The organism is Halofilum ochraceum (genome assembly GCF_001614315.2).
In the GTDB taxonomy this organism is placed as follows: Bacteria; Pseudomonadota; Gammaproteobacteria; order XJ16; family Halofilaceae; genus Halofilum; species Halofilum ochraceum.
In genome coordinates this window covers 256,288-281,879 of sequence record NZ_LVEG02000005.1, presented here as the reverse complement: position 1 = coordinate 281,879, position 25,592 = coordinate 256,288, and the positions used below count along the sequence as shown (strand labels likewise).

Sequence of the window (25,592 nt, the reverse complement as noted above, 5' to 3'; positions counted from 1 at the left end):
GATGCGCGTGGAGGTCGCGTATGCCCGACCGGACCGCCAGCGGCTGGTGCGGGTCGAGCTGGCCGCCGGCGCGACCGCGCGGGACGCTGTACGCGCATCGCGGCTGGAGGAGGAATTCCCCGAAATCGATATCGAGCAGGCCCCGCTGGGGGTCTTTGGACGCGCCTGTAGCGGGGAAACCGTGCTGCGTGCGGGCGACCGCGTGGAGATCTACCGGCCTTTGCAGATCGACCCGAAAGAGGCGCGCCGTAAACGCGCCAGCGGACGGTAAGGTACGCCCGGGGCGGTTCAGGTGCCGGGATAGTCCTGGCCCGGCCCGCCGCCATCGGGGTCGACCGCGGGTCCGTGCGTGTCCACGTCCGGAAGCGGTTGGACATCGCCCTCCGGCACCGGCTCATCCGGCGCCTGGTAGCGATTCTGGATGCTGGCGACCCGATCCCGCTCATCGAAGTACAGCGTCAACCGCTGTGGGTTTTCCACGTCACGGCCCGCCTTCGCTCGGTAGTACACATAATCCCAGCGATCCCGGCGGAACGGGGTGCCGAGGACCGGGTCGCCGAGAAGCTCGCGGACCCGGGCGCGCGTCAGGCCCTTCTCTACGGCGGCGATGTCTTCCCTGGACAGCAGGTTGCCCTGCTGGATCTCGACCCGTTCGGCATCCGGGACGAGGGCGGCGCAGCCGCCCAGGATAACGGCGGCGAGAGCGGGGAAGCAGAATCGGATCAATGGCATCGTCAGGACCGGTCGGATAAGGTAGAATGAGTCTAAATCATAGCGCGTCCGCAGACTACGCGATGGGGCGGATCCAGTGGAAAACGAGCAGCTCAAAAAGGCCGGCCTCAAGGTCACCCTGCCCAGGGTCAAGGTACTCGAGATCCTCGAGCAGGTGCAGGAAGCCGGAGATGCCCACCACCTGACCGCCGAGGACGTCTATCGGCGCCTGATCGAATCGGGCTCCGAGATCGGCCTGGCGACAGTGTACCGCGTGCTCTCCCAGTTCGAGACCGCGGGGCTCGTACAGCGGCATCATTTCGAGGGCGGGCAGGCCCGGTTCGAACTTGCACGCGGCCGACATCATGATCATATCGTCTGTGTCCAGTGTGGCAAGGTCGAGGAATTCGTGGACGACGTGATCGAGCGGCGCCAGAAGAATATCGCGCGTCAGCGCGAATTCGACCTGCAGAAACACAGCCTCGTCCTGTACGCGAACTGCCTGAGCTGCGACCACGAGGACGGCGAGGACCGCTGAGACGGTTCGCCGGGCGTAGCCTGAGCCGCTGCTCAGGCGTTCGCCAGCAGCTCCCGCGCGTGGGCGCGGCTCTGATCCGTGACCCGGCGTCCTCCCAGCATCCGTGCGATCTCCTCGATCCGTTCCTCGGCCGCAAGCGCCTGCAGGCGGGCCCGTGTCTCGTCGGCCTCGGCCGATTTCGACACCTGCAAATGGTGGTGGGCGCTCGCCGCGACCTGTGCGAGATGGGTCACGCACAGCACCTGGCGCTGCGCCCCCAACCCGCGTAGCCGGTCGCCGACCACGGCCGCGACGCCGCCACCGATACCGGCATCGACTTCATCGAAGATCTGCGTGGGGATGCCGGCGTGACCGGAATCGATCATCTGGATCGCGAGACTGATCCGCGAGAGCTCGCCGCCCGAGGCGACGCGTTTCAGAGGCGCAAGGGGCTGGCCGGGGTTCGCCGTCACCCGGAATTCGACTTCATCGAACCCGTTGGGGCCGGGCCGTGCGTCATCGCGGGCGCTGATGGCACAGTCGAACGCGCCGCCGGCCATGCCGAGTTCCTGCATCGCCGCCGTCACCTGCTCCGCCAGCGCCTGTCCCGCCCGTTCACGCGCCGCGTGCAATGCCTGGGCGCGTTCACGCCAGCTCGCTTCCAGCGTCTCGACTTCCCGTTCGACCTCGGCCGCACGCTCATCGGCGTGCTCGAGTTCATCCAGTTCGGCCCGCAGACGCTCCGTCAATTCGGGTAATTCGGTCGGTTCGACGCGGTGCTTGCGCGCCAGTTCATGGATCGCGGAGAGCCTTTGCTCGACCTCCGCCAGCCGGTCGGGATCGAGCTCCGCATCGGCGGCGTACCCGCGCAGAGCGGTCGCGGCCTCGTCGCACTGGATCAGGGCGTTGGCGATCATTTCCACCGCTGAACCCAGGCGTTCGTCGTGCTCGGACAGGGATTCGATGGCGTCGTTTGCCCCGGCGAGCAGCCCATGGGCGGAACGATCGTCGTCATAGAGCAGCGTCAGGGCCTGCTGGCAGCCTTCGATCAGTTGCCCGGCATTGGCCAGACGGCGCTGTTCGGCATCGGTGTGCTCGATGTCCTCCTTGGAGAGGCCGAGCTGGTCGAGTTCCTCGACCTGGTAGCGGAGCAGTTCCAGGCGTTCGGCGCGGTCTTCGCCGCTGCTGCCGAGGCGCTCGAGCCGCGCCCGGGCATCGCGCCATTCGCGCCAGGTCTCTTCCACGGCCGCCAGCGATTCGTCACAGCGACCGAAACCGTCCAGCAGCACCCGCTGTGCATCGCGGCGCAGCAGCGACTGGTGCTCGTGCTGGCCATGGATATCGACCAGCTGTTCGCCGAGTTCGCGCAGGAGCGTGAGCGGTGACTTGCGACCATTGATATAACCACGCGAGCGGCCATCGGCGCCGATCACCCGCCGCAGGCTGCAGTCGCCGTCGGCATCGAGGTCGTTCTCCGCGAGCCAGTCGGCCACGGCGGCATGGTCCGCGATATCAAACTCGGCATCGATCTCCGCCCGCTCGGCGCCAGGGCGGACGGCCTGGCTGTCCGCCCGGTCGCCCAACACGAGCCCGAGCGCATCGAGCAGGATCGACTTGCCGGCACCGGTCTCGCCGGTCAACGCGGTCATGCCGGAGCCCAGCTCGAGCTCCAGTTCGTCGATGATCGCGAAATCGCGGATGTGGATGTGTTTGAGCATACGGCTCGACTATTTTCTGTGCATTTGACTTTGGATGTGCATTTTTTTCTCTCGCCAAGACGCGGAGCGCGCCAAGAAAAGACGAATAAAGCCGGGAAGCAGGATATCTCCGATAACCGAGGTATTACCTCAAATTAATCATAGACTTATGGCGTTTTCCGGATAAAAAACCTGAATCCTATGCATCGATCTTGACGACCTCGCTTTTCTTGGCGCGCTTGGCGTCTTGGCGAGAGAACAATCCCACACATCAGGATTCCCCTTATCCCCAGTGGAGCTTCTCGCGCAGGATCGAGAAATAGTCGTAATCGGCCGGGTGGAGCAGCCGGATCTTGCGGTCCTTGCGGCGTACGCGCACCCGGTCGCCGGCGGCCACGTCGATACTGTTCTGGCCATCGCTGACGACCTGTCCCGTTTCGGCGATGTTCTCACGGATCCGGATCTCGATGTCGCTGCCCGAGTCGACCACGATCGGCCGGCTCGAGAGCGTGTGCGGGCAGATCGGCAGGACCAGCATGGCCTCGAGCGAGGGATGCAGGATCGGACCGCCACCCGAGAGCGCATAGGCGGTCGAACCGGTGGGGGTCGATACCACCATGCCATCGGCGCGCTGCATGTTGACGAAATTGCCGTCGATCCAGGTCTCGAACTCGATCATGCGCACCACGTTCTTGATCCGCAGCACGACATCGTTGAGCGCGACCGCGGTCTGGATGACCGCATCGCCGCGGATGATCTCGGTTTCGACGAGGAAACGCCGTTCCTCGGTGTACTGACCGCTGAGGATCTCCTCCAGCCGGTCGGTCATCGTGTCGGGGGAGACATCGACCAGGAAGCCGAGCCGTCCGAGGTTCACGCCGACGATGGGGACGCCGGAGTCGGCGAGCGAGCGAGCGGCCGTCAACAGGGTGCCGTCGCCGCCGACCACGATGGCCAGGTCGCAGTGCTCGGCGATCTCCCGGCGCGGCACGGTCTCATCGATCTCGAGGAACTCGTCCGTGGAGCGGTCGAGGCTGACCTCCAGGCCACGGTCCAGCAGAAAGCGATGGATCACGCGCAGGGTGGCGCGTACCTGACCGTCGTCGTCGGTCTTGGCGATCAGGCCAATGGACTGGAAGCGATACATCCGCGGGAAGGTAGCACGCGCTCGCGGGCGCGTCACCGTGGCCGGTCGTCCTACGGTACCGAAGGGGGAAACTGAGCTGCATCGCCCGATGACGTCTGGCGTAAAGCGGTTCTCGCCAAGGCGCCAAGACCGCCAAGGGACGCGAAGAAATCCAACACGGGCAATCCGCGAGCCGAACGGGCTGAGGATCGTATCCACCCGGTATCGGCGACCGATGAAGTCCCGGTTCGGGCAAGAACTCACACTGAAATTATCTTCACGATCTTCTTCGCGTCCCTTGGCGCCCTTCGCGCCTTGGCGAGAACCCCAATTGCACAGAACAGGGAAAGACCCCGGCGTTATGCTTCCTGATCCCCGTCAGCGAGCGAGCGCAGTCGGTATAGCGCCTGCAGCGCCTCTCGCGGCGTGGTTGCGTCGGGGTCGAGTTCCTCCAGCGCCTCGCGGAGCGGATCGGGCGCGGGCGTGGACGCCTGTGGCTCCGCTACGGCCCTCGGCGACGGTGAGGGCGCGTCGAAGAGGCCCAGCTGCGGCTGTGCAGCAGTGGGTTCGGTAGCGCGCCGCTCCAGTTCGCCAAGGCGCTCCCGGGCCTGGCCGATTACGCCGCGCGGTACGCCGGCCAGCTGGGCGACCTGGAGGCCGTAGCTCTGGCTTGCCGGCCCGTCCTTGACGCGGTGCAGGAAGACGATGCGCTCGCCGTGCTCGACCGCCTCAAGATGGACGTTGACGATCCCGGGATGGCGGTCCGGCAGTACGGTCAGTTCGAAGTAATGGGTCGCGAACAGGGTGAAGGCGCCGATCCGGTTGGCCAGATCCTCGGCGACCGCCCAGGCGAGGGCCAGGCCGTCGAACGTCGAGGTCCCCCGGCCGATCTCGTCGACGAGCACCAGCGAGCGCTCGGTCGCGTTGTGGAGGATGTTGGCGGTCTCGGTCATCTCGACCATGAAGGTCGAGCGGCCGCTGGCGAGGTCATCGGCGGCGCCGATGCGGGTAAAGATCCGGTCGAGCGGGCCGATCCGCGCCATTCCTGCCGGGACGAAGCTCCCGGCGCAGGCGAGCAGGGCGATCAGCGCGGTCTGGCGCATGTAAGTGGACTTGCCGCCCATATTCGGACCGGTGATCAGCAGCATGCGCCGGTCGGCGTCGAAGGTCGTGTCGTTGGCCGTGAAGGGCTCGTCGATGGTCGCCTCGACAACCGGGTGGCGGCCGGCCTCGATCGTGAGTCCGGGTTCGTCGTCCATGACCGGGCGCACCCAGTCGAGCGTGGCGGCGCGCTCCGCGAGCGTCGTCAGTACGTCCAGCTCCGCGAGCACCGCGGCCATCGCGCGCAGCGGCTCCAGGCGTTCCAGCAGCTGGTCGAGGACGCCGTCGTACAGGGCCTTCTCGCGCGCCAGCGCACGTTCGCGCGAGGACAGCACCCGCTCCTCGAAACCCTTGAGTTCGGGCGTGATGTAGCGCTCGACCTGCTTGAGCGTCTGCCGGCGGGCGTATTCGGCCGGGAGGTTATCCGCGTGCGTGCGGCCGACCTCGATGTAGTAACCATGGACCCGGTTATAGGCGACCTTGAGCGTGGAAATCCCCGTGCGTTCGCGCTCGCGGACCTCCAGGTCGCGCAGGAAACTGTCGGCGTTCTCGGCCAGCCCGCGCAGTTCATCGAATTCGTCGTCGTAACCGGCCGCGATGACGCCACCGTCGCGCAGCAGCACCGGCGGTTCAGCCACGATGGCGCGTTCCAGCAGATCATGGGTGGCATCGTGGCCTTCCAGGTCCGTGCTGAGCGCATCGAAACGGTCGCTGCGCACGTCGCGGACCGCCGGTGCCAGTTCGGGCAGACACGAGAGTGCGGTGCGCAGCGCGGAGAGATCGCGCGGACGGGCCGAGCGCAGCGCGATCCGCGCGAGGATCCGCTCGATGTCGCCGATCCCGGCCAGGCGTTCGCGCAGCGGCGCGGTTGCCGCGGCCTCGATTACCGCCTCGATGGCGCCGTGGCGCGCGCCGACCACCGCGCGGTCGCGCAGCGGCCGGTTGAGCCAGCGTCGCAGCAGGCGGCTGCCCATGGCCGTGACCGCGGTGTCGACCACGGCCGCGAGGGTCCGGTCACTGCGCCCGTCGATGCCGCGTTCGATCTCCAGATTGCGGCGGCTGGCGGCATCAAGGACCACCGCCTCGTCGCGGTTCTCGGTGCGCAGACCACGCAGGTGCGGCAGGGCCGTGCGCTGCGTTTCGCGGACGTATTCGAGCGCGCAGCCGGCGGCGCCGATCGCCAGCGGCAGGTGGGCGCAACCGAAACCATCCAGATCGCGGACGCCGAACTGGCGGGTCAGGGCCTCGGTGGCGGCGGCCGGATCGAAGTGCCACGGGGGCCGCCGGCGCGCGCCGGTACGTTCCAGCAGGCGCGTCGCAATCGGGGCCTCTTCATTCACCAGCAGTTCGGCCGGTGCCAGGCGCCCGAGCTCGGCGTCAAGCGCTTCCTCGCCTTCGAACTCGCAGACACTGAAATCACCAGCGCTCAGGTTGATGCTGGCGACCGCGAAGCGCTGGCCGTGCTGTTCAACGCTCACCAGCAGATTGTCACCCCGTTCGGGCAGCAGCGCGTCGTCGGTCAGCGTGCCGGGGGTGACGATACGGGTGACGCGCCGCTCGACCGGGCCCTTGCTGGTGGCCGGATCGCCGATCTGCTCGCATATGGCGACGGATTCCCCCTGGCGAACAAGCCGCGCCAGGTAATTCTCGACGGCATGAACCGGCACGCCGGCCATGGGGATATCCTCGCCGGCGGACTGCCCGCGCTTCGTGAGCGTGATGTCGAGCAGGCGGGCGGACCGCCGCGCGTCATCGTAGAACAGCTCGTAGAAATCCCCCATGCGATAGAAGACGAGGGTTTCGGGGTGCTCCGCCTTGATGGCCAGGTACTGGCGCATCATCGGCGTATGCTGCGGCGATCGGGTAGCGGTGCTGGTCTCGGTCATCCGGCGGAGTCTAAAGGAACGCCGCCGGTCATCGCATCCGCTTTCCGTATTTTCGGCACGGCCGAAGAGCAGGGTCGGTCGACTTGGGCGTGGCTGGCCCGGCCGCGGACCGTGATGCCTTGCCGGCCAGGCGGTTACGGCTGCAGTATCGTGGCCATACCGCCGTTTCGGCGACGGCCTGCAGCACAGAGGACGAAGGACCATGAACGAATCGGAAAGCCTTGATGCGCTCGCCGGGCGCCTCGGTGCCGCACTGGTGGCGCGTGGCTGGCGTGTGGCGAGCGCGGAATCCTGCACCGGCGGAGGGATCGCGGAAGTCATTACCCGCGTGGCGGGCAGTTCCGCGTGGTTCGAGCAGGGCTTCGTGACCTACAGCAACACCGCCAAACACACGCAGCTCGGTGTACCGACGGAGACGCTCGAGACCTGGGGCGCGGTCAGTTCGGCCACCGTGGAGGCCATGGTCACGGGCGCACTGACACGCGGCACGGCCGACGCCGCGGTGGCGGTCAGCGGCGTCGCCGGTCCGGATGGCGGAACACCCAGCCGCCCGGTCGGGACGGTGTGGCTCGCATGGGCGCGCCGCGGCTACCCGCCCGCGGCGCGGTGTATCCATTTCCCCGGCGGACGCGCGGAGGTCCGGGAAGGGGCTGTCAGGGCCGCGATCGAGGGACTGATCGCCGAGGCGGAAGCGACACCGTGAGCGCGTGGCGCCGGGCGCGGTGGCCGGTTTTGCTCGCGCTTGTGCCGATGCTCGCCGCAGGGATCCTGCAGCCATTGAGCGCCGAAACGGATGGAGCGTCGGCAGACAAGGTCCCGACGGATGCCCGGATCGAACGCCTGCGCGAGGCGATCGAGCGCGAGCGGGAAGCACTGGAACGCGAACGGGAAACCCGTCGATCGATGGAAGAGGAACTCGGGCGGACGCGTGACGAACTCGACCGCACCCGCGAGGAACTCGAGGAACTTCGCCGCGAGACGGATCCGGATCCGGATGCCGGAGACTGAGCGCCCCGCCCAGGGCATCAGGTCCCGATCAGTTGCTGCCGGAACCGTTGCCCGAATCCGCCTCTTCCTCGTACGGCGTGACCAGCACGAGGATGCCGAGCAGCGGATGATCCAGGTAATGCAGCTCGCCGCTGCGCATCCGACGACTCTGGCTGAACGGGAACGACAGCATGGCCTCATCGTCCGGGCCGCGCGCGACCCTGGGACTGGGGGCCAGCAGCTCGGTGGCCGCAGGCACGGTATCTCCGCCGTTGTCGAGTGCTCCACCGGCGCCTGTTTCGTCGTCCGTGCTGGCGTCGTCGGGCGTGTTGCCCGCGAGAGGCTCGCGCCTACCCCGCGCCATCACGGTCTCCTCCCAGTCCACCGCCCGCGTGTAGTACAGGTCGGCGTGGAGGTGGAGATAGCGACTGACGACCAGTTCGATCGTGCCGTCCAATGGATGGACGGACACGCGCTGCGTTCCCTGGGCGTGCGGTGATCCCGTGAGCATCAGCCCCGGGTCGCCGTCCAGGGTCTCGTCCCCCATGCCGGACTCGCCCGAGACGGCGCCTTCGCCCTCTTCGAGTTTCTCGTCCATGGATTCGTTGTCGGCGGCCGGCACGGGACGTTCGATCAACTCGCGGGGGGCCTCGATCGCGATCGGATCGCCGGAGCGCACGCGAATGGGGATGGACTTGCCCGGCTCGAGGGCGGGCTGACGCCAGTGCAGGTGGCGCAGGACGCGATAACCGGATGAGGATTCGAGCCGGTTCAGGGTGGATCGGAGGCGCCCGTCCTTCGTGGACAGGCGCTTGAAGTCGTCCGGCAGGGCGTCACCCGTATCGCCCTCGAATGTACCGGCACGCTCGAAGTCGGGCACGGCGACGACGGGCCGCCAGCGTTCCTCGGTGACGTCGCGGTCGCTGTTCTGCTGGATTACCAGGATTTCGACATCGTAGCGGGTCTCGGCCAGCGCCGGGGTCGCCAGCAGTGGCAGCAGGCAGAGCAGGGCGGTGCGGTATGCGCGCATCGAAGTATCCGTTACTCGGTCGTGTTCGTGTCGGCGGCCCCGCGCAGGCGACCGAGGAGATCGGTCACGAATTCGACGCGGGTCTCCTCGTCGGACAGATCGGTCGCGAAGCGTAGCCCATTCGCGCCATCGAAGCGATAGACGTCGGGACGCGACTGGACGATCCCCACAAGGGCGCCGGTATCGAGCGCGGGGTTTTCGCGGAACGTGAATCGACCGCCCTCCGGGCCGGCGTCGAGGCGGGCGATCCCGAGCTGGTCGCACGCCAGTCGCACCGCGGTCACGCGGAACAGATTGCGTGCGGGTTCGGGCAGTTTCCCGAAACGGTCGACGATCTCGACCCGCAGTTCCTCGATCTCCTCGTCATTCTTTGCACCCGCGATCCGTTTGTACAGGATCAGGCGCTCGTGCACATCCGGGACGTAGTCCGCCGGTAACAGCGCCGCCAGGTGCAGATCCACGTCGGCGACCGTATGCGGCGAGGCATCCAGGTCCGGCGTCTCGCCGGAGCGCAGCGCCTCGACGGCCCGGTCGAGGAGTTCGCTGTAGAGCGAGAAGCCGACCTCCTGGATCTGTCCGCTCTGGCCCTCGCCCAGGAGCTCACCGGCGCCGCGGATCTCGAGATCATGCGAGGCCAGCGTGAAGCCGACCCCGAGGTCTTCCAGCGCCTCCACGGCCTGGAGCCGTTTCTCGGCGTCGCCGGTCATCTCGCTCTTCGGCGGCGCGAGCAGATAGGCGTAGGCGCGGTGGTGCGAGCGCCCGACCCGGCCGCGCAGCTGGTGGAGCTGGGCCATGCCCATGCGGTCGGCGCGGTTGATGACGATGGTGTTGGCGGTCGGTACGTCGATGCCGGACTCGACGATGGTCGTGCACACCAGGATATTGAAGCGCTGGTGGTAGAAATCGAGCATGACCTCTTCGAGTTCCTGCTCGCGCATCTGGCCGTGAGCGACCCGCACCGTTGCCCCGGGCAGCAGATCGGCGACCAGCCGGCCGATCCGGTCGATGGAACGGACCTCGTTGTGGATGAAGTACACCTGGCCGCCGCGCCCGAGTTCCCGCTCGCAGGCCTCGCGCACGAGCGTGTCATCCCACTCGTTCACGAGGGTCTTGATGGCGTGGCGATGCGCCGGCGGTGTCGCGATGATGGACAGATCGCGCAGGCCCGCCAGGCTCATGTTGAGCGTCCGCGGGATCGGCGTCGCCGTGAGCGTGAGCAGGTCGACCTCGGCCCGCAGACGCTTGAGGCGCTCCTTGTCACGCACGCCGAAACGGTGCTCTTCGTCCACGATCACCAGGCCGAGACGGCCGAAATCGACGTCCTTCTGCAGCAGCCGGTGGGTGCCGATCAGGATGTCGACCTTCCCGGCCTTCGCATCCGCGAGGATCTGTTTCTGTTCGTTGGCGGAGCGAAGCCGCGACAGGGCCTCGATGCGCACCGGCCAGTCGGCGAACCGATCGCGGAAGTTCTGCTCGTGCTGCTGGGCCAGCAGCGTGGTAGGGACCAGGATCGCGACCTGCTGGTTGTCATCGATCGCCGCGAACGCGGCGCGCATGGCGACCTCGGTCTTGCCGAAGCCGACATCGCCGCAGACGACCCGGTCCATGGGCCGCGCCGCCCGCAGATCCTCCAGCACGGCGTCGATGGCCTGCTGCTGGTCGGGTGTCTCTTCGAACGGGAACGCCGCCGCGAAACGCGCGTAATCGTCGGTGTCCACCGAGAAGGCGTGGCCTTTGCGCGCGGCCCGGCGGGCCTGGACGTCGAGTAGCTCCGCGGCCGCGTCGTAGGCCTTCTGGGCGGCCTTGCGCCGCACCTTCTGCCACTGCTCGCCGCCGAGCCGATGGTGGGGCGCGTTCTCCGGGTCCGCCCCGGTGTAACGGCTGATGAGATGGAGCGCCGATACCGGGACGTAGAGCTTGTCGTTACCCGCGTATTCGAGCGTCAGGAATTCCTGCGTGACCGGCCCGACGGAGAGGGTGGTCAGGCCCTGGTAGCGGCCCACGCCGTGGTCGATGTGCACGACCGGCGAGCCGATGTCGAGTTCCGCCAGGTTGGAGACCACGGTGTCGGCATCGCGCGTCTGGCGCTGGCGCCGGCGTGTCTGGCGGGCCCGCTCGCCGAGCAGTTGCTGCTCGGTGATGATGCTCGGGCCGTCGCCGTCCATGACCAGGCCGGCCGACAGCGGCGCGACCCCGATCGCGTACGGCGCGTCGTCGGCGAGAAAGCCCTTCCAGCCCTCGACCTGGCTGCAGCGCAGCCCGTGATGCCACAGCGTTTCGAACAGCGATTCGCGCCGGCCGGCGGACTCGGCGGTGAACAGCACCCGCCCTCGATGATCCGCCAGGAAGCGGTCGAGTTCGGCCAGCGGGTTCTCCGCGCGGGCCTGCATGGGCAGACGCGGCGGCAGGCTCACCGGCAGATTCCAGCTCGCCTCGCCGGTCTGTTCCCAGGCGTGGATGTTGACCCGCGGCATGCCCTCCAAACGCCCCAGCAGGCTATCCGAATCGAGCCAGAGATGGTCCGGGGGCAGGAGCGGGCGTTCCAGGTCGTGCCGGCGGTCTTCATAGCGGTGCTCGATCTGCTCGCGGAACTGCCGGGCGGCGTCCGCGCAGCCGTCCATGAGGAACGGTCGCGTATGTTCCGGGAGATAGTCGAAGAGGGTGGCCAGCCGATCGAAGAACAACGGCAGATAGTACTCGATCCCGGCGGGGGCGACGCCGTTGCTGACGTCGCGGTAGACGGGGCTGTTGCGGGAGCCGGAATCGAAGGTCTCGCGGAAGGCGCGGCGGAACTGCTCGATGCCGCCCTCGGTCAGCGGAAACTCGCGGGCCGGCAGCATATGCACGCTGTCGATGTGATCGGCGCTGATCTGGGTCTCGGGATCGAACGTGCGGATGGTGTCGATCTCGTCGTCGAAGAAATCGACGCGCAGCGGCCGTTCGCGCCCCATCGGGAACAGATCCACCAGGGCGCCGCGGACGGCATACTCACCGTGTTCACGGACCTGACTCACATGGCGGTAACCGCCGCGCGCGAGCCGCTCGCGCAGGCCCTCGATCCCGGGGCGGTCGCCGCGTTCGAGATCAAGGACGTGGCCCGCGAGATACTCGGGCGGGACGACGCGCTGCAGCAGGGTCGAAACCGGCACCACGAGTACGCCGGCCCGCGCGCGCGGCAGCCAGTCGAGCGTGCGCAGGCGCTGCGAGATGATGTCCTGGTGCGGTGAGAACAGGTCGTAGGGGAGTGTTTCCCAGTCGGGGAAATGGAATACCGGCAGATCATCCCCGGCGAAGAAGCCGATATCCGCTTCCAGGGCGGCGGCATCGTGGACGGTGGCGGCCACGGCGAGCACGAGATCGCCATGGCGGCGGGCCGCCTCGGTCACGGCGAGCGCGGCGGCACTGCCGTAGGCCTGCCCCCAGTCACGCGCACCGCGCGGCGGATTTGGCAGGATCCGGTTTCGAGTCGCTGGCTGAGCGGGGGCTTCTACGGCGGTCACGGTTCTCGTGTCGGTTTCGGGCAGGAGCGGGATTTTCCCACAGTTTCGCTTGCCGGTGGCGAACGGATCAGTCGCGGAATCGGAGTGACAGGCCGTCGTAGGCGTCGATCCGCCGATCGCGCAGGAAGGGCCACAGGCGGCGCACCTGCTCGGGGCGGCCAGGCTCCGGTGCCGCGCTGAGGACGGTCGCCGCGTCGCCCGCGCGAGCCAGCATCTCCCCCTGGGGCCCGCAAATGAAGCTGTTGCCCCAGAAATGGTTGCCGTCCTCGATGCCGACACGGTTGCAGGCGGCCAGCGGCAGGCCATTCGCGATCGCGTGACCGCGCTGTACCGTGATCCAGGCATCCAGCTGGCGGGCCTGCTCGGCGTCGTCGTCGGCCGGATCGAACCCGATCGCGGTCGGGTAGAGCAGGATCTCCGCCCCGGCCAGCGCCATCAGCCGCGCCGCCTCGGGGAACCACTGATCCCAGCACACCAAGAGGCCAAGGCGGCCTACGCTGGTGTCGATCGGTTCAAAACCAGTATCGCCGGGGGTGAAGTAGAACTTCTCGGAATAGCCCGGATCGTCCGGGATATGGGCCTTGCGGTAGCGCCCGGCGAATCGGCCGTCGCGGTCCAGCACGACGGCGGTGTTGTGATAGATGCCCGCGGCCCGGCGCTCGAATATCGAACCGACGACGACGACCCCGTACTCGGCCGCCCAGGTGGCCAGCCGATCGGTCGTCGGGCCCGGTACCGGTTCCGCGCGGTCAAAAGCCCGGATCTCCTCCCGCACGCAGAAATACGGCCCGTTGTGCAGCTCCTGCAGCATGACCAGGTTGGCGCCGCCGCCGGCGGCCTCGGCAATGCCGTCACGCACACGGCCAAGGTTTGTTTCGGGGTCTTCGCTGCAGGCGTGCTGGACGAGCGCGATTTTCACTGCGGTATCCCGGTGTGTCAGCTGAGTGCGAGGTCTTCGAAGATGCCCGCGGGCAGTTGCATGGTAAGACAGTGCACGGCGCCGCCCTGTTCGACGAAGGTGCGTGCCGGTACCGGAACCACCGTGCGTTCGGGGAAGGCCGCGTGCAGCCGCTCGATGGCGGTCGCGTCGGCCGGGTCGGCGTATGCCGGGACCAGCACGGCGCCGTTGACCAGCAGGAAATTGGTGTAGCTTGCCGCCAGTGGCGTGCCATCCGCCGCCGTAATGGGGGCCGGTTCCGGCAACGGGATCAGTCGGTAAGGTGATCCGTCGACACTGCGCAGCGCTGGCAGCTGTTGTTCAAGGGCGGCGTGTGTCGTGGCAGCGGCCGCGGGTTCGGCGGCGCCGGCCGCGGTATAGGCGATCGTCGCCGGATCGCAGAACCGGGCGAGGGTGTCGATGTGGCCATCGGTGTGGTCGCCCGGCAGGGCGGGCACGTCGATCCAGAGCGTACGCTCGATCCCGAAATGCTGCCGGAAACGCGCCTCGGCAGCGGCCGCGTCCAGGTCCGGATTGCGGTCGGGATCCACGACCGTCGGGAGATTCACCAGCAGGCTGCCCGCGCCGTCGGAGTCGAGCGCGCCGCCCTCGAGCGTGATCGGCGCGCGTTCGTAACCCAGGGTTGCGAAACCCGGAGCGTCAATCAGTGTGCGGCCGAATTCACGGTCCTTCGCATGGTCGTATTTGCCGCCCCAGCCGTTGAACCGGCAATGCACCAGCAGGGGCAGCTCGCCGTCCGCGACCGGGATCGGGGCGATATCGCGTGCCCAGGTGTCGTCGGTGTCGGCGATTACGGTGGCCACGGCCGCCCGGTTGCAGCCGACGCCTACGAGGCGATCCAGCGCGTTCCGCCGTACGCCGGCATCACGGCAGACGACGACCAGCGACTCGAAGCGGGTGATCGCGAGCGCCAATGCAGCCATCGCGGCCTCGGCGCGATCGAGCGAGCCCGCCCAGTCGGTGCGGTCATGCGGCCATATCAGCATGACGGCGCCCTGGGGCGCCCACTCGGCGGGCAGACTGCGTCGGCTCATGCGTGGCGGGTATTCAGCGACTGCGATTCTTGACGGCGTGGAGCACGCGATTGTGCTCGAAGTACACCGTGAAACGGTCATAAACCCAGCGCGTGATCGGGGGTTCGCCGACCGGGCCGATACGGCGGTCCGGCTCGCCAAGGCGCGCGCGGACGCCCTTCATGGAGGTTCCGCGATCGGGCATCCCGGGCACCCGGACGACCACCTCGGCCGGGTCGATATCGCCGGGCTTCGCATCCGCCGATTGGGCGGAGACGTACATCGGCAACAGCAGCAACAGGCAGATCGCCAAGCGTCCAGTCATGATGAATCGAACCCGATCAGGTCAACGTGGTTCGATCCTAGCACCGCGAACCGCGCATGTCCCGCGACCGCAGGTTGAGGGGGTGCGGAATTCCAATGCTTCGGGTGGGGATGTGCCCGTTATGGGTTCTCGCAAAGGCGCAGAGGACGCAAAGATCCGCCAAGAATGATTTGTAGACAGACTTCTCAAAACCTCGCCGCGCGTACCGAGTCACCTGGCATGGTGTCGACGTGCTGTTCGAACCAATCGAACTCTTGGCGGATCTTTGCGTCCTTTGCGCCTTTGCGAGAACCCAAATGCAGGGCATGCCCAACCCCGAAAACGCGATGACTCGCACCACACGCGCCAACGAGCGGGCCAGGAAGGCAGACACGGCCGCTGCCCCTGTGGTTTAATCCCGCGCCATGTTTCGCCCACTCCCCCTCTGGCTCGGCCTGCGCTATACGGCGGCAAAACGCCGTAATCATTTCATCTCGTTCATCTCTTTGACGTCGATCATCGGGATCCTGATCGGTGTGACCGCGCTGATCACCGTGCTGTCGGTCATGAACGGTTTCGAGAAGGAACTGCGTGAACGCATCCTCGGCGTCGCCTCGCACGCGACGGTCACGGCGTTCAACGATCCGTTGACGGACTGGCAGTCGGTCGTCGATCAGGTCAGCGGACACGAAGAAGTGATCGGTACCGCGCCGTACATCGAAGGCCAGGTCATGCTGGTGCGCGGCTCGCAGGTAACCGGCTCGATGATCCGCGGCGTCCTCCCCGAGCGCGAACCCGAGGTATCCGACGTCGCGGCCAACATGCGCAGTGGTGAACTGGTCGATCTGCAGGCCGGCGAGTACGGGATCGTCCTCGGCAGCAAGCTGGCCAGTTATCTGGGCGCACGCCGGGGCGATCGCGTCACGCTGGTGACCCCCGAGGCCAATGTGACCCCGGCGGGCGTGCTGCCGCGCCTCAAACGATTCACCGTGACCGGTATCTTCGAGATCGGCATGTACGATTACGATCGCTCGACTGCTTTCGTGCATATCGATGACGCGCGCAAACTGATGCGGATCGAGGGCGAGGGCGTAACCGGCGTGCGCCTGCGGCTGGAGGACATGTTCCGGGCACCGTCGGTGAACGAGGCGCTCTCCGCCAGTCTCGACCGTGATCTCTGGGTCCGTGACTGGACCCAGCGGCATTCGAACTTCTTCCGGGCCGTGCAGACCGAAAAGACGGTCATGTTCGTGATCCTCACGCTGATCGTGGCGGTCGCGGCCTTCAATATCGTCTCCACGCTGGTCATGACGGTGCAGGACAAGCAGGCCGATATCGCCATCCTGCGCACCCTCGGGATTACACCGGCCGGCGTGATGGGCATATTCCTCGTGCAGGGCTGCGTGATCGGTATCGTGGGCACGGTTCTCGGTGTCGCCGGCGGCGTGAGCCTGTCGCTCAACATCGGCGAACTGATGCCGGCGCTGGAGGGGCTGTTCGGGGTCGATCTGCTGCCCGCCGACGTGTACTACATCAGCGATCTGCCATCGGACATGCAGGTGGACGACGTGATCAGCATTACGCTGCTGTCGTTCGGCCTGAGTATCCTGGCGACGCTGTATCCCGCGTTCCGGGCCTCACGCACGCAGCCGGCGGAGGCCTTGCGCTATGAGTGATACCGCGACCAGTCCTGCCGCAACGCCGGCGATCCGTTGTGAAGCCCTGACGAAGCGCTACCGCCAGGGCGATCTGGATGTCGACGTGCTCAGGGGTATCGATGTGGCGATCGCGCCGCATGAGCAGGTCGCCATTGTCGGGGTCTCGGGCTCCGGCAAGAGCACACTGCTGCACCTCCTCGGCGGGCTCGACGAGCCGACCTCGGGGCGCGTCTCGGTTATCGGCCGGGATATGTCGAAACTGGGCCCGGCCGCACGGGGCCGCCTGCGCAATCACGCGCTCGGTTTCGTATACCAGTTCCATCACCTGTTGCCGGAACTGACCTGCCTGGAGAACGTGGCCCTGCCACTGACGATCGGCGGGCAGGCCACGCGCGTCGCGTCAAAAGAGGCGGAGCGGCTGCTGGAGCGGGTAGGGCTGGAACACCGGCTGCGCCACAAGCCCGGCGAGATGTCGGGCGGCGAGCGTCAGCGCGCGGCGGTCGCACGGGCGCTGGTGACACGGCCGGCCTGCGTGCTCGCGGATGAACCGACGGGCAACCTGGATGAGCGCACGGCGGCTCGCGTCTGGGATCTGATCGCCGAACTCAACCGGGAATCGGGCACCAGTTTCCTGGTCGCGACCCACGATCACGGCCTCGCGGCGCGCATGGATCGTGTGCTCACCCTCACCGACGGCCGTGTCGACCCGGCGGACTGAGCGCGGCCTCTCAGCCGTTGCGTGATGCCGCGCGGTGGCGGCGGCGCAGCAGCAGCGTCCGGATGACGTGGAAACGCCAGAAAAGACGGGTCACCACGTATCCGAATGCGGCGCTCGCGATCCCGAGCAGCAGGCAACCCAGCCCCAGTGGTTGCCAGATCATCCCGATCTCGGCGGTGAGCCACGCGAATGTCGGCTCGAACTGGATGGGCACGTACGGCTCATCAAGAAGCCAGCGCCCGAGACGCCAGGCGAACCAGTACATCGGCCCCATCGTCAGCGGATTGCTCACCCAGACAGCGATCACCGACAGCGGCAGGTTTACGCGAAGCAGCAGCGCCAGCAGCGCGGCGACGACCATCTGTACCGGCAGTGGAACCCATGCGATCAGCAGCCCGACCGCGACCGCGCCGGACGCGGAACGGCGGTTGAGGTGCCAGACATCGGGGTCGTGCAGGCGCCCGCCGAGGGCATAACGAAGGGACGCGTAGGCCCGCAGGTCCCTGGGCGTGGGCAGGTAACGGCGAATCAGTTTCTTCGGCATCGTCACTGCCGGTTTGTGGGTGGACCAGGCGGCGTCTGCGGGCGCATTATCCACGAATCGCAGGGATGCGGGAAATGTCATGGTCCGGTTCGCGGCCGGGATGCTGCTCGGTGTACTGCCTATCGCGTGGATGGCCACGCTGCCGTCGTGGTGGTGGGCGCCGTTGTGCGGGGTCGGCGGTGCGGCTCTGCTCGCGGCGCGGCGCTGGCTGCCGGTGGCCGGCGCACTGCTCGGTCTCGCTGTGGCTCTGGGCGCGGCCCAGGCACGATTGGCCCATGGGCTCGCCCCGGCGCTCGAGGGGCGGGACATCACGCTCACCGGTACGGTCGTGGGTATCCCCGAAGACGGGGGCCGCCGCACCCGATTTCGTCTGGCGGTCGACGCGGCCCAGCGCGACGGCCAATCGGTCATCGTTCCGGCGGTCGTCCGGCTCAACTGGTACGGGACCGAGCGTCCCCAGATCGAGCCCGGGATGCGCTGGCGTCTCGGGGCCCGGCTGGAGCGTGCGCGCGGTTTCGCCAACCCCGGGACGTTCGATTACGCCCTCTGGCTCTTCCGCGAAGGGATCGGCGCGACCGGTTATGTGCGCGACCCGGAAACCGCCCGCCGGCTCGCGGACGCGGCGGGACCTTCGCTCGCTGCCGGCCGCGAGCGGCTGCGCGAGCACCTGCAGCCCCTGATGCCCACCGGAACGGGCGCCGGTATCCTCATGGCGCTTGCGCTGGGTCATCGCAGCGGGATCGCGCCGGCCGACTGGGACATCCTGCGGGCAACCGGCACCACCCATCTGGTCGCGATCTCGGGTCTGCATATCGGGATCGTCGCACTGATCGGGTTCCAGTGCGGGCGCGTGGTCTGGAGACTCGCTGGTCCCTTGCGCCGACTCGGACCGCGCCCGATCGCCCAGGCCTGGATCGGCCTGGCGGCGGCCGCCGCCTATGCAGCACTTGCCGGATTCGCCCTGCCAACGGTGCGCGCCCTGCTCATGCTGGCGGTCGCGCTGGCGACCATCGTCCTGCGCCGGCGGGCGCGCCCGCTGGAGGGCCTCGCCACCGCCGCCGTGGCGGTGCTCCTGTTCGATCCGCTGGCCCCGCTCGGGGCCTCGTTCTGGCTCTCTTTCGGGGCGGTCGCGGCGATCCTGTATCTGGCGGCGGGGCGCGTGGCGCCCATCGGCAGGGCACAACGGTGGATCGCTCTCCAGCTCGGGATCACCGTCGCGTTGACGCCGCTGCTGCTGGGGTTTTTCGGCCAGGCCTCGCTGGTGGCACCGATCGCGAATCTGGTCGCGATCCCCTGGATCAGTCTGGTCGTCGTGCCGCTCACGCTGGCCGGGACTGCACTCGCAACGATCTGGCCGGATTGCGGGCAACTGCTGTTCGCGGCGGCCGACATGGCCCTGATGCCCTTGTGGCGGTTCCTGCAGGCTTGCGCGGATTGGCCGCTGGCGGAGTGGCACGGCGCGCGTCCGACACCGCCGATTCTGCTGCTCGCGCTCGCGGGCGTGACACTGGTGATCGCCCCGCGGGGCGTGCCGGCGCGGGGCGCGGGCGTGTTGGCGTTGTTGCCGCTGTTGCTCTGGCATCCGGCGCGGCCGGAATATGGCGGTGTGCGCCTGCACCTGCTGGATGTCGGCCAGGGACTGGCGGCGGTGATCCGGACCAGAGACCACACGCTTGTCTACGACACCGGGGCCCGATTCTCGAACCGCTTCGACGCCGGTTCGGCGGTGGTCGTACCGTTCCTGCGTGCACGGGGCGTGCACCGGATCGACGCATTGGTCCTGTCCCATCTGGACAATGACCATGCGGGTGGGCGTGACGCGGTGCTCAGGGATATGGCGCCGGCGACCGTCTGGACGAGCGCACCTCACCGGCTGGAGACCCAATCACGGCTGTGCGCGCGGCGCTGGAACTGGACCTGGGACGGTGTTGCCTTCCGTTTCCTGCACCCGGACCCCGACGACGCCCTGACCGGCAACGACGCATCGTGTGTGCTGCGGATCGACGCCCCGGGTGGTTCGCTGTTGTTGCCGGGCGATATCGAGAGCACCGCCGAGTGGCGGCTGCTCGCGCGCGGGACGGAACTCGACGCCGATGTCGTGGTGGCCCCGCACCACGGCAGTCTGACCTCGTCGACGCCCGCCTTCGTGCGCGCCGTGGACCCCGATCACGTGCTGTACGCGGTCGGTTACCGGAATCGCTGGGACTTCCCGCGGCCGGAGGTGGTGGACCGCTGGTCGCCGGCATCCGGTCTCGGTACCGATTGCGCCGGTGCGATCCATGTCTCCATCACGCCGGAGGCGGGCGTGAGTAAGCCGCGGGGCTGGCGTCAGGCGAGGCCGCGATTCTGGCGCTCCGGGTGCGCCCGTGTCGGCAAATCCGGTACCATGCGCGCGGTCGAGCCGGGGGGTTCCACGGCCCAATCAGGAGGGTAGACGGTGTTCGAACTCGTACAGGCGGGCGGCTGGCTCATGGCGCCGATCATTCTGTGTTCCGTGGTCGCGCTTGCGATCATCGTCGAGCGCGCCTGGTCGCTGCGCCAGCGGCGAGTGGTGCCGGCGGGCCTGGTGGCCCGCGTCTGGCGTCAGGCGTCGAAAGGACCCGTCACCGAGGAACAGATCCGGACCGTGCGCGATCACTCCCCGTTGGGCAGGATTCTCGCCGTCGGATTGCTCAACCGGGATCGCGACCGCCAGATCATGAAGGAGGCGATCGAGGAGGTCGGTCGCGCCGTGTCCCACGAGCTTGAGCGGTTCCTGACCGCCCTGGGCACGATCGCGGCGATCACGCCCCTGCTCGGACTGCTCGGCACGGTGATCGGCATGATCAGCGTGTTCACTACCATCACGAACCTCGGGGTCGGCAATCCGGCCGAGCTCGCGGGCGGGATCTCGCAGGCATTGATCACGACCGCCGCGGGCCTGTCAGTCGCCATCCCCAGCCTGATTTTCTATCGGCATTTCCGCGGCAAGGTGGACGCGCTGACCGTGGAGATGGAGCAGGAAGCGATCAAACTGGTCGAAGTCCTGCATGGCGACCGCACCCTCAGCCAATCGCGGGGGAGCGAGCAGGCGTGAACTTCCGCACCCGCCAGCGCGAAGAACTGGAACTCAACATCACGCCGCTGATCGACATTGTCTTCCTGCTGCTCATCTTCTTTATGGTCTCGACCACCTTCCAGAAGCAGTCGGAACTCGAGATCCAGTTGCCCAAAGCGCAGCAGGAGGCCACCAGCGAACCGCCGGATCCGCTCGAGATCGTGATCAGCGCGGATGGGCAATATGCGATCGGCGGGCGCAAACTCTCCGACAACAGCCTGGGGACGCTGATCGATGCGCTCGGCAGCGCAGCGGGGGATAATCGGGACCGGCCGCTGATCGTGCGGGCCGACGCGCGTACGCCCCATCAGGCCGTGGTACGAGCCATGGACGCGGCATCGAAACTCGGCCTCGATCGCCTCTCCATTGCCACCGCGCGCGATACCGGCGCGGACTGACGCCACCAGGAGTCGGATATGGCCCGAACGGCCGAATACCCATCCGCATTGCACACCTATCGTCGACTGCTGGTCTACGTGCGCGAGCACTGGGCGCCGTTCGCGCTCGCGCTGGTGGGTTTGATCGGATATGGCGGCACCGATGCCGCATTCGCGGCCCTCATGAAACCGATGCTCGACAGCGGTTTCGTCGACAAGAATGCGGACAATATACGGCTTGTCGCGATCGGCGTTATCGGGGTCTTCGCGCTGCGCGGATTGAGCGGGTTCATGTCCAACTACCTCATGGAATGGGTCGGTTGGCGGATCATCACCCGGATGCGCCAGCAGATGTTCACGAAGATCCTGGAGATGCCCACGAGCGTATTCGACACCACGCCATCCGGGGAATTGATCTCCAAACTGACGTTCAACGTGCAGCGGGTGGCCCAGGCGGCCACCAACGCCGTGACGATCGTGGTGCGCGACACGTTCACGGTGCTGTTCCTTCTGGGCTGGATGGCATATCTGAATTTCTGGATGACGGTCGGCGCACTGGTGGTCACACCGGTCCTCGGGCTGGTGTTCCGGTACATCACGCAGCGCTTCCGCAAGATGAGTCGCCGTATCCAGAACCAGATGGGCGACGTCACCCACGTGATCGAGGAGGCGGTCGAGGCCAACCGCGTCATCAAGATCTTCGGTGGGCGCGAGTACGAGGTCGACCAGTTCAGCCGCATGAACGAGCGCATGCGGCGTTTCCAGATGAAGATGGCGTATACGAAGGCGGCGAGCGTTCCGTTGATCCAGTTTCTGCTCGCGCTCGTGCTGGCCGCCGTGGTCTATGCCGCGAGTATGCCCTCGGTCGTGCAGGCCAACAGCGTCGGCTCGTTCGTGTCGTTCTTTACCGCGCTGATGATGGTGTTCCCGCCGATGAAGCGACTGACCAACGTCAATGCCCAGATCCAGAAGGGCATCGCGGCGGGCGAGAGCGTGTTCGAGCTGCTCGACCGCGACGGCGAGCGGGACACGGGCACGCAGACGATCGTCCGGGCGCGCGGCGATGTCCGTTACGAGGACGTCAATTTCGCGTACCACCCCGAGAAAGGCTCGGTGCTCGCCGACGTCAATCTCGATATACGCGCCGGTGAGACGGTGGCCCTTGTCGGGCGTTCCGGCAGCGGCAAGACCACGCTGGCGAACCTGTTGCCGCGCCTGTACGAGGTCGGCAGCGGCCGGATCCTGCTCGACGGCATCGATACGCGGGATCTCACCCTCGACAGCCTGCGCGCGCAGATCGCCTATGTCGGGCAGACCGTGACGCTGTTCAACGACACGATCGCCAACAACATCGCCTATGGGCGCCTCGGCGGGGCGACGCGTGAACAGATCGAGGAGGCGGCGCGCGATGCCCATGCGGCCGATTTCATCGAGAAGCTGCCGGAGGGCTACGACACTCAGGTCGGAGAAGACGGGATCATGCTCTCGGGCGGGCAACGCCAGCGCCTGGCGATCGCCCGGGCACTGCTCAAGGATGCCCCGGTCCTGATCCTCGATGAGGCGACCTCGGCGCTGGATACCGAGTCCGAGCGCGCGGTCCAGGCGGGTCTCGAACGCCTGGTTCACAATCGCACCACGCTGGTGATCGCGCATCGGCTCTCGACCATCGAGGGCGCCGACCGGATCGTCGTCATGGACGGTGGACAAGTCCGTGAGCAGGGCTCGCATGCCGAGCTGCTGGAACGCGACGGGGCCTACGCCAATCTCTACCGCATGCAGTTCGGTAACGCGGCGGTGGACGGCCAGTGAGGTGAACGGATTCAACCGCTGGCTGGTACGGCGCTGGCGTGAGCCGACGCTGCTCAGCAGAATGCTTCTGTGGCCACCGGCCGCACTGTTCAGTGTCCTTGCGGCATTGCGCCGACAGGCATACCGCCGTGGCTGGTTCCACGTCCACCGTCTGCCGGTGCCCGTCATCGTGGTCGGTAATCTGACGGTCGGCGGCAGCGGCAAGACGCCGCTCGTGATCCACCTCGTGACCGCGCTGCAGGCGGCCGGCTGGTCACCGGGGGTCGTGAGTCGCGGGTATGGCGGGGCGGGGGGCGATGTCCGGCGCGTCGATTCGGAAACCGGGCCCGAGGTCGTGGGGGATGAACCGGTACTGATCCACTGGATCTGCGCCTGTCCGGTCGCTGTGGGTGCGGACCGGCCGGGGGCCGCGCGCGAACTGGTGGCGGACTGTGACGTCATCGTCGCCGACGATGGCCTCCAGCACTACGCGCTGGGGCGCGATATCGAGGTCGCCGTCGTCGATGGCCGTGAAGGCCTGGGCAACGGCTGGCCGTTGCCCGCGGGACCGTTGCGCGAACGGGCCGCTCGCCTCGAGTCGGTGGACTTCGTCGCGGTCCGCGACGGTGAGCGTGCGGGGGCGTGGCCGATTGACGTCCACGCGGACACCGTTCACCGGGTGGACGGCAGCGGGGAACCGGAGCCGCTTGCGGCATGGCGCGATACGTATGTCCATGCCGTGGCGGGTATCGGCGTGCCCGAGCGTTTCTTCAGCCAGCTCGAACGGGCCGGCGTCCTGATCGAGCGCCATGCCTTCGCGGATCACCATGCGTACCGGCCGGAGGATTTCGACTTCGGCGATGAGCGACCGGTACTGATGACCCAGAAAGATGCGGTAAAGTGTCGCCTGTTCTCCGACACGCGTCTGCGGTACGTGGCCGCGCGCGTCGATGACCGCAACCGCCTGGCGGCCGCGATCGTGGATCGCCTGGACGCGCTGCCGGCAACCGAGAGGTAGTGATGGATCGCCGTCTGCTGGATATCCTCGTCTGTCCGCTGTGCAAGGCACCGCTGGTGTACCGCCGCAAGGAGCAGGAGTTCGTCTGCACCGGCGATCGGCTCGCCTTCCCGATTCGTGACGGGATCCCCGTCATGCTCGAGGACGAGGCCCGGAGCGTCTCGCTGGAAGAGGCGGAAGCACTGCGCAAGAGTCGATGAGTACGCATCGATGAGCACCGCGTTCCGCGTCGCCATCCCCGCGCGCTACGCCTCGACCCGGTTTCCCGGCAAGCCGCTCACTCCGATTGCCGGGCGCACGATGCTGGAACATGTCTGGCGTCGGGCCTGCGAAGCGGGTGCCGAAGAGGTGGTCGTGGCGACCGACGATGACCGGATCGCGGCGGCGGCCGAGGGCTTCGGTGCCACGGTGTGCATGACCCGTTCCGACCACGCGTCCGGAACCGATCGCCTCGCCGAAGTCGCCCAGGCGCACGGCTGGTCCGAGGAGGCCATCGTGGTCAACCTGCAGGGCGATGAGCCCCTGATGCCGCCAGTCGTGTTGCGCCAGGTGGCCGAAGATCTCGCCGCGTTCCCGGATGCCGCGCTGTCGACGCTGTCCGTTCCGCTCGTGGGTGCAGACGAACGCCACGAGCCGAACGTCGTGAAGGTGGTGACCGACCGTTTCGGTTATGCCCTGTATTTCAGTCGCGCGCCGATCCCGTACCCACGCAACCCCGAAGGTGGGGACGCGCACCGCCATCTCGGAATCTATGCGTATCGCGCAGGGTTCCTGCGGCAGTTCAGCGGGCTTGATCCGGCGCCGATCGAGCAGGCCGAACAGCTGGAGCAGCTGCGCGCCCTGTGGCACGGTCACCGCATCCATGTGACCGAGGCCGCCGCCATCCCCGCCGCGGGCGTGGACGCACCGGGCGATGTCGCCCGGGTCGAGGCGGCCCTGCAGGAAGCGAATCCCGATGCGTGACTGGGAACTGACCGACCGCGAGATACTCTACGAAGGTTTCTTCCGGCTCGCGCGCTACCACCTGCGTCACGAGCGTTTCGATGGCGCATGGAGCCCGGTGCTGCAGCGTGAGATCTTCGAGCGCGGCCACGCTGCGGCGGTCCTGCCGTATGACCCGGACACGGACCGCATTGCCCTGATCGAGCAGTTCCGACCCGGCGCGCTCGAAGCGGCGTCGGGGCCATGGCTGCTGGAGTTCGTGGCCGGCATCATCGAGGCAGGGGAAACACCGGAGGATGTCGTCCGGCGCGAGGCTGTCGAGGAAGCCGACTGCACGATCGGCCGACTCGAGTGGATCTGCCGCTACCACGTGAGTCCGGGCGGCAGTACCGAGACGACGGCGCTGTTCATTGGCCAGGCGTCGCTGGACGGCGTCGGCGGCGTCCACGGCAACGCCGATGAACACGAGGACATCCAGGTCCATATCGTGGATGCCACCGAGGCGATCGCGATGGCCGACGACGGCCGGATCTCCAATGCCATGGGACTGATTGGTCTGAACTGGTTCGCCCGCCATCACGAACGTCTGCGATCGGAGTGGCGGGCGCGGCCCGACTGAT

General features: G+C 67.4%; 24 protein-coding genes. 14 read left to right on the top strand and 10 right to left on the bottom strand.

The window, feature by feature from the left end:
* Window position 1 precedes the first annotated feature (1 nt).
* Window positions 2–271 carry an RnfH family protein gene (locus tag A0W70_RS07745; RefSeq protein ID WP_070988707.1) on the top strand — a complete coding sequence of 90 codons (270 nt, stop codon included), beginning with the start codon at window positions 2–4 and terminating at the stop codon, window positions 269–271.
* Between the two features lie 17 nt (window positions 272–288).
* Here A0W70_RS07745 and A0W70_RS07740 read toward each other — a convergent pair whose 3' ends face one another.
* Window positions 289–732 (bottom strand): outer membrane protein assembly factor BamE, encoded by a 444-nt coding sequence (locus A0W70_RS07740; RefSeq protein WP_070988705.1) that lies wholly within the window; start codon window positions 730–732, stop codon window positions 289–291.
* 76 nt (window positions 733–808) lie between these two features.
* Here A0W70_RS07740 and fur point away from each other — a divergent pair, with 76 nt between their 5' ends.
* Window positions 809–1,249 (top strand): ferric iron uptake transcriptional regulator, encoded by a 441-nt coding sequence (gene fur, locus A0W70_RS07735; protein ID WP_070988703.1) that lies wholly within the window; start codon window positions 809–811, stop codon window positions 1,247–1,249.
* Window positions 1,250–1,281: 32 nt separating this feature from the next.
* Here the strand turns inward: fur and recN are convergent, their stop codons facing one another.
* From recN to mutS, 3 genes are all read right to left on the bottom strand, one after another.
* Window positions 1,282–2,946 (bottom strand): DNA repair protein RecN, encoded by a 1,665-nt coding sequence (recN, locus tag A0W70_RS07730; RefSeq protein WP_070988701.1) that lies wholly within the window; start codon window positions 2,944–2,946, stop codon window positions 1,282–1,284.
* 262 nt (window positions 2,947–3,208) lie between these two features.
* Window positions 3,209–4,072, bottom strand: coding sequence for an NAD(+) kinase (locus A0W70_RS07725; RefSeq protein ID WP_070988700.1), 864 nt, complete (start codon window positions 4,070–4,072; stop codon window positions 3,209–3,211).
* Window positions 4,073–4,410: 338 nt separating this feature from the next.
* Window positions 4,411–7,038 carry a DNA mismatch repair protein MutS gene (mutS, locus tag A0W70_RS07720; RefSeq protein WP_070988698.1) on the bottom strand — a complete coding sequence of 876 codons (2,628 nt, stop codon included), beginning with the start codon at window positions 7,036–7,038 and terminating at the stop codon, window positions 4,411–4,413.
* Between the two features lie 202 nt (window positions 7,039–7,240).
* Here mutS and A0W70_RS07715 point away from each other — a divergent pair, with 202 nt between their 5' ends.
* Together A0W70_RS07715 and A0W70_RS07710 are read left to right on the top strand one after the other, a co-directional pair.
* Window positions 7,241–7,741: a CinA family protein gene (locus tag A0W70_RS07715; RefSeq protein ID WP_070988696.1), complete on the top strand. Its 501-nt coding sequence runs from the start codon at window positions 7,241–7,243 to the stop codon at window positions 7,739–7,741.
* Window positions 7,738–8,046: a hypothetical protein gene (locus tag A0W70_RS07710; RefSeq protein ID WP_070988694.1), complete on the top strand. Its 309-nt coding sequence runs from the start codon at window positions 7,738–7,740 to the stop codon at window positions 8,044–8,046. Before A0W70_RS07715 ends, A0W70_RS07710 begins: the two co-directional genes overlap by 4 nt.
* A 28-nt stretch (window positions 8,047–8,074) precedes the next feature.
* On the opposite strand, the gene A0W70_RS07705 is transcribed toward A0W70_RS07710, so the two are convergent.
* The 5 genes from A0W70_RS07705 to A0W70_RS07685 all read right to left on the bottom strand — a co-directional run bounded on the left by A0W70_RS07705 (window position 8,075) and on the right by A0W70_RS07685 (window position 14,851).
* Window positions 8,075–9,055: a CsiV family protein gene (locus A0W70_RS07705; protein WP_070988692.1), complete on the bottom strand. Its 981-nt coding sequence runs from the start codon at window positions 9,053–9,055 to the stop codon at window positions 8,075–8,077.
* 11 nt (window positions 9,056–9,066) lie between these two features.
* On the bottom strand, window positions 9,067–12,555 hold the full coding sequence (mfd, locus tag A0W70_RS07700; protein WP_083330859.1) for a transcription-repair coupling factor: 3,489 nt from the start codon (window positions 12,553–12,555) through the stop codon (window positions 9,067–9,069).
* A gap of 67 nt (window positions 12,556–12,622) precedes the next feature.
* Window positions 12,623–13,474 carry a carbon-nitrogen hydrolase gene (locus A0W70_RS07695; protein ID WP_070988691.1) on the bottom strand — a complete coding sequence of 284 codons (852 nt, stop codon included), beginning with the start codon at window positions 13,472–13,474 and terminating at the stop codon, window positions 12,623–12,625.
* Window positions 13,475–13,491: 17 nt separating this feature from the next.
* Window positions 13,492–14,547 (bottom strand): agmatine deiminase family protein, encoded by a 1,056-nt coding sequence (locus A0W70_RS07690; RefSeq protein WP_070988689.1) that lies wholly within the window; start codon window positions 14,545–14,547, stop codon window positions 13,492–13,494.
* A 13-nt stretch (window positions 14,548–14,560) separates the two neighbouring features.
* Window positions 14,561–14,851: a hypothetical protein gene (locus A0W70_RS07685; RefSeq protein ID WP_070988687.1), complete on the bottom strand. Its 291-nt coding sequence runs from the start codon at window positions 14,849–14,851 to the stop codon at window positions 14,561–14,563.
* 404 nt (window positions 14,852–15,255) lie between these two features.
* Between A0W70_RS07685 and A0W70_RS07680 the strand changes: the two genes are divergently transcribed.
* On the top strand, window positions 15,256–16,506 hold the full coding sequence (locus tag A0W70_RS07680; RefSeq protein ID WP_070988684.1) for a lipoprotein-releasing ABC transporter permease subunit: 1,251 nt from the start codon (window positions 15,256–15,258) through the stop codon (window positions 16,504–16,506).
* Window positions 16,499–17,206: a lipoprotein-releasing ABC transporter ATP-binding protein LolD gene (gene lolD / locus A0W70_RS07675; RefSeq protein WP_070988682.1), complete on the top strand. Its 708-nt coding sequence runs from the start codon at window positions 16,499–16,501 to the stop codon at window positions 17,204–17,206. The genes A0W70_RS07680 and lolD overlap by 8 nt, the downstream gene beginning before the upstream one ends.
* Before the next feature lie 10 nt (window positions 17,207–17,216).
* Here lolD and A0W70_RS07670 read toward each other — a convergent pair whose 3' ends face one another.
* Complete coding sequence (locus A0W70_RS07670; protein WP_245675831.1) at window positions 17,217–17,831, bottom strand: DUF2062 domain-containing protein; 615 nt, start codon at window positions 17,829–17,831, stop codon at window positions 17,217–17,219.
* On the opposite strand from A0W70_RS07670, the gene A0W70_RS07665 reads away from it, so the two are divergent.
* The 8 genes from A0W70_RS07665 to A0W70_RS07630 are packed head-to-tail and all read left to right on the top strand — an operon-like array spanning window position 17,830 to window position 25,591.
* Window positions 17,830–20,184 carry a DNA internalization-related competence protein ComEC/Rec2 gene (locus A0W70_RS07665; RefSeq protein WP_070988680.1) on the top strand — a complete coding sequence of 785 codons (2,355 nt, stop codon included), beginning with the start codon at window positions 17,830–17,832 and terminating at the stop codon, window positions 20,182–20,184. The two genes, A0W70_RS07670 and A0W70_RS07665, sit on opposite strands and share 2 nt — an antisense overlap.
* Window positions 20,185–20,187: 3 nt before the next feature.
* The gene (locus A0W70_RS07660; protein WP_070988678.1) at window positions 20,188–20,826 is read left to right on the top strand and encodes a MotA/TolQ/ExbB proton channel family protein; all 639 of its coding nucleotides are present in this window, start codon (window positions 20,188–20,190) and stop codon (window positions 20,824–20,826) included.
* Window positions 20,823–21,245, top strand: a complete 423-nt coding sequence (locus A0W70_RS07655; protein WP_070988675.1) for an ExbD/TolR family protein — start codon at window positions 20,823–20,825, stop codon at window positions 21,243–21,245. The genes A0W70_RS07660 and A0W70_RS07655 overlap by 4 nt, the downstream gene beginning before the upstream one ends.
* A gap of 18 nt (window positions 21,246–21,263) precedes the next feature.
* On the top strand, window positions 21,264–23,033 hold the full coding sequence (msbA, locus tag A0W70_RS07650) for a lipid A export permease/ATP-binding protein MsbA (protein ID WP_070988673.1): 1,770 nt from the start codon (window positions 21,264–21,266) through the stop codon (window positions 23,031–23,033).
* Window position 23,034: 1 nt separating this feature from the next.
* Entirely contained in the window at window positions 23,035–24,030 is a 996-nt protein-coding gene (gene lpxK, locus A0W70_RS07645; protein WP_070988672.1) for a tetraacyldisaccharide 4'-kinase, read from the top strand.
* 2 nt (window positions 24,031–24,032) lie between these two features.
* Complete coding sequence (locus tag A0W70_RS07640) at window positions 24,033–24,230, top strand: Trm112 family protein (RefSeq protein ID WP_070988670.1); 198 nt, start codon at window positions 24,033–24,035, stop codon at window positions 24,228–24,230.
* 10 nt (window positions 24,231–24,240) lie between these two features.
* The gene (gene kdsB, locus A0W70_RS07635) at window positions 24,241–24,993 is read left to right on the top strand and encodes a 3-deoxy-manno-octulosonate cytidylyltransferase (protein WP_070988668.1); all 753 of its coding nucleotides are present in this window, start codon (window positions 24,241–24,243) and stop codon (window positions 24,991–24,993) included.
* Entirely contained in the window at window positions 24,944–25,591 is a 648-nt protein-coding gene (locus tag A0W70_RS07630; RefSeq protein ID WP_070988666.1) for an NUDIX domain-containing protein, read from the top strand. The genes kdsB and A0W70_RS07630 overlap by 50 nt, the downstream gene beginning before the upstream one ends.
* Window position 25,592: the final 1 nt, after the last annotated feature.

Excerpts from the sequence above, each read along its gene's own strand:
- A0W70_RS07745 (WP_070988707.1), top strand. The coding sequence starts at position 2 with ATGCGCGTGGAGGTCGCGTATGCCCGACCGGACCGCCAGCGGCTGGTG.
- A0W70_RS07740 (WP_070988705.1), bottom strand. The coding sequence starts at position 732 with ATGCCATTGATCCGATTCTGCTTCCCCGCTCTCGCCGCCGTTATCCTG.
- recN (WP_070988701.1), bottom strand. The coding sequence starts at position 2,946 with ATGCTCAAACACATCCACATCCGCGATTTCGCGATCATCGACGAACTG.
- A0W70_RS07725 (WP_070988700.1), bottom strand. The coding sequence starts at position 4,072 with ATGTATCGCTTCCAGTCCATTGGCCTGATCGCCAAGACCGACGACGAC.
- mutS (WP_070988698.1), bottom strand. The coding sequence starts at position 7,038 with ATGACCGAGACCAGCACCGCTACCCGATCGCCGCAGCATACGCCGATG.
- A0W70_RS07715 (WP_070988696.1), top strand. The coding sequence starts at position 7,241 with ATGAACGAATCGGAAAGCCTTGATGCGCTCGCCGGGCGCCTCGGTGCC.
- A0W70_RS07705 (WP_070988692.1), bottom strand. The coding sequence starts at position 9,055 with ATGCGCGCATACCGCACCGCCCTGCTCTGCCTGCTGCCACTGCTGGCG.
- A0W70_RS07690 (WP_070988689.1), bottom strand. The coding sequence starts at position 14,547 with ATGAGCCGACGCAGTCTGCCCGCCGAGTGGGCGCCCCAGGGCGCCGTC.
- A0W70_RS07685 (WP_070988687.1), bottom strand. The coding sequence starts at position 14,851 with ATGACTGGACGCTTGGCGATCTGCCTGTTGCTGCTGTTGCCGATGTAC.
- A0W70_RS07680 (WP_070988684.1), top strand. The coding sequence starts at position 15,256 with ATGTTTCGCCCACTCCCCCTCTGGCTCGGCCTGCGCTATACGGCGGCA.
- lolD (WP_070988682.1), top strand. The coding sequence starts at position 16,499 with ATGAGTGATACCGCGACCAGTCCTGCCGCAACGCCGGCGATCCGTTGT.
- A0W70_RS07665 (WP_070988680.1), top strand. The coding sequence starts at position 17,830 with ATGGTCCGGTTCGCGGCCGGGATGCTGCTCGGTGTACTGCCTATCGCG.
- A0W70_RS07670 (WP_245675831.1), bottom strand. The coding sequence starts at position 17,831 with ATGACATTTCCCGCATCCCTGCGATTCGTGGATAATGCGCCCGCAGAC.
- msbA (WP_070988673.1), top strand. The coding sequence starts at position 21,264 with ATGGCCCGAACGGCCGAATACCCATCCGCATTGCACACCTATCGTCGA.
- A0W70_RS07640 (WP_070988670.1), top strand. The coding sequence starts at position 24,033 with ATGGATCGCCGTCTGCTGGATATCCTCGTCTGTCCGCTGTGCAAGGCA.
- kdsB (WP_070988668.1), top strand. The coding sequence starts at position 24,241 with ATGAGCACCGCGTTCCGCGTCGCCATCCCCGCGCGCTACGCCTCGACC.
- A0W70_RS07630 (WP_070988666.1), top strand. The coding sequence starts at position 24,944 with ATGTCGCCCGGGTCGAGGCGGCCCTGCAGGAAGCGAATCCCGATGCGT.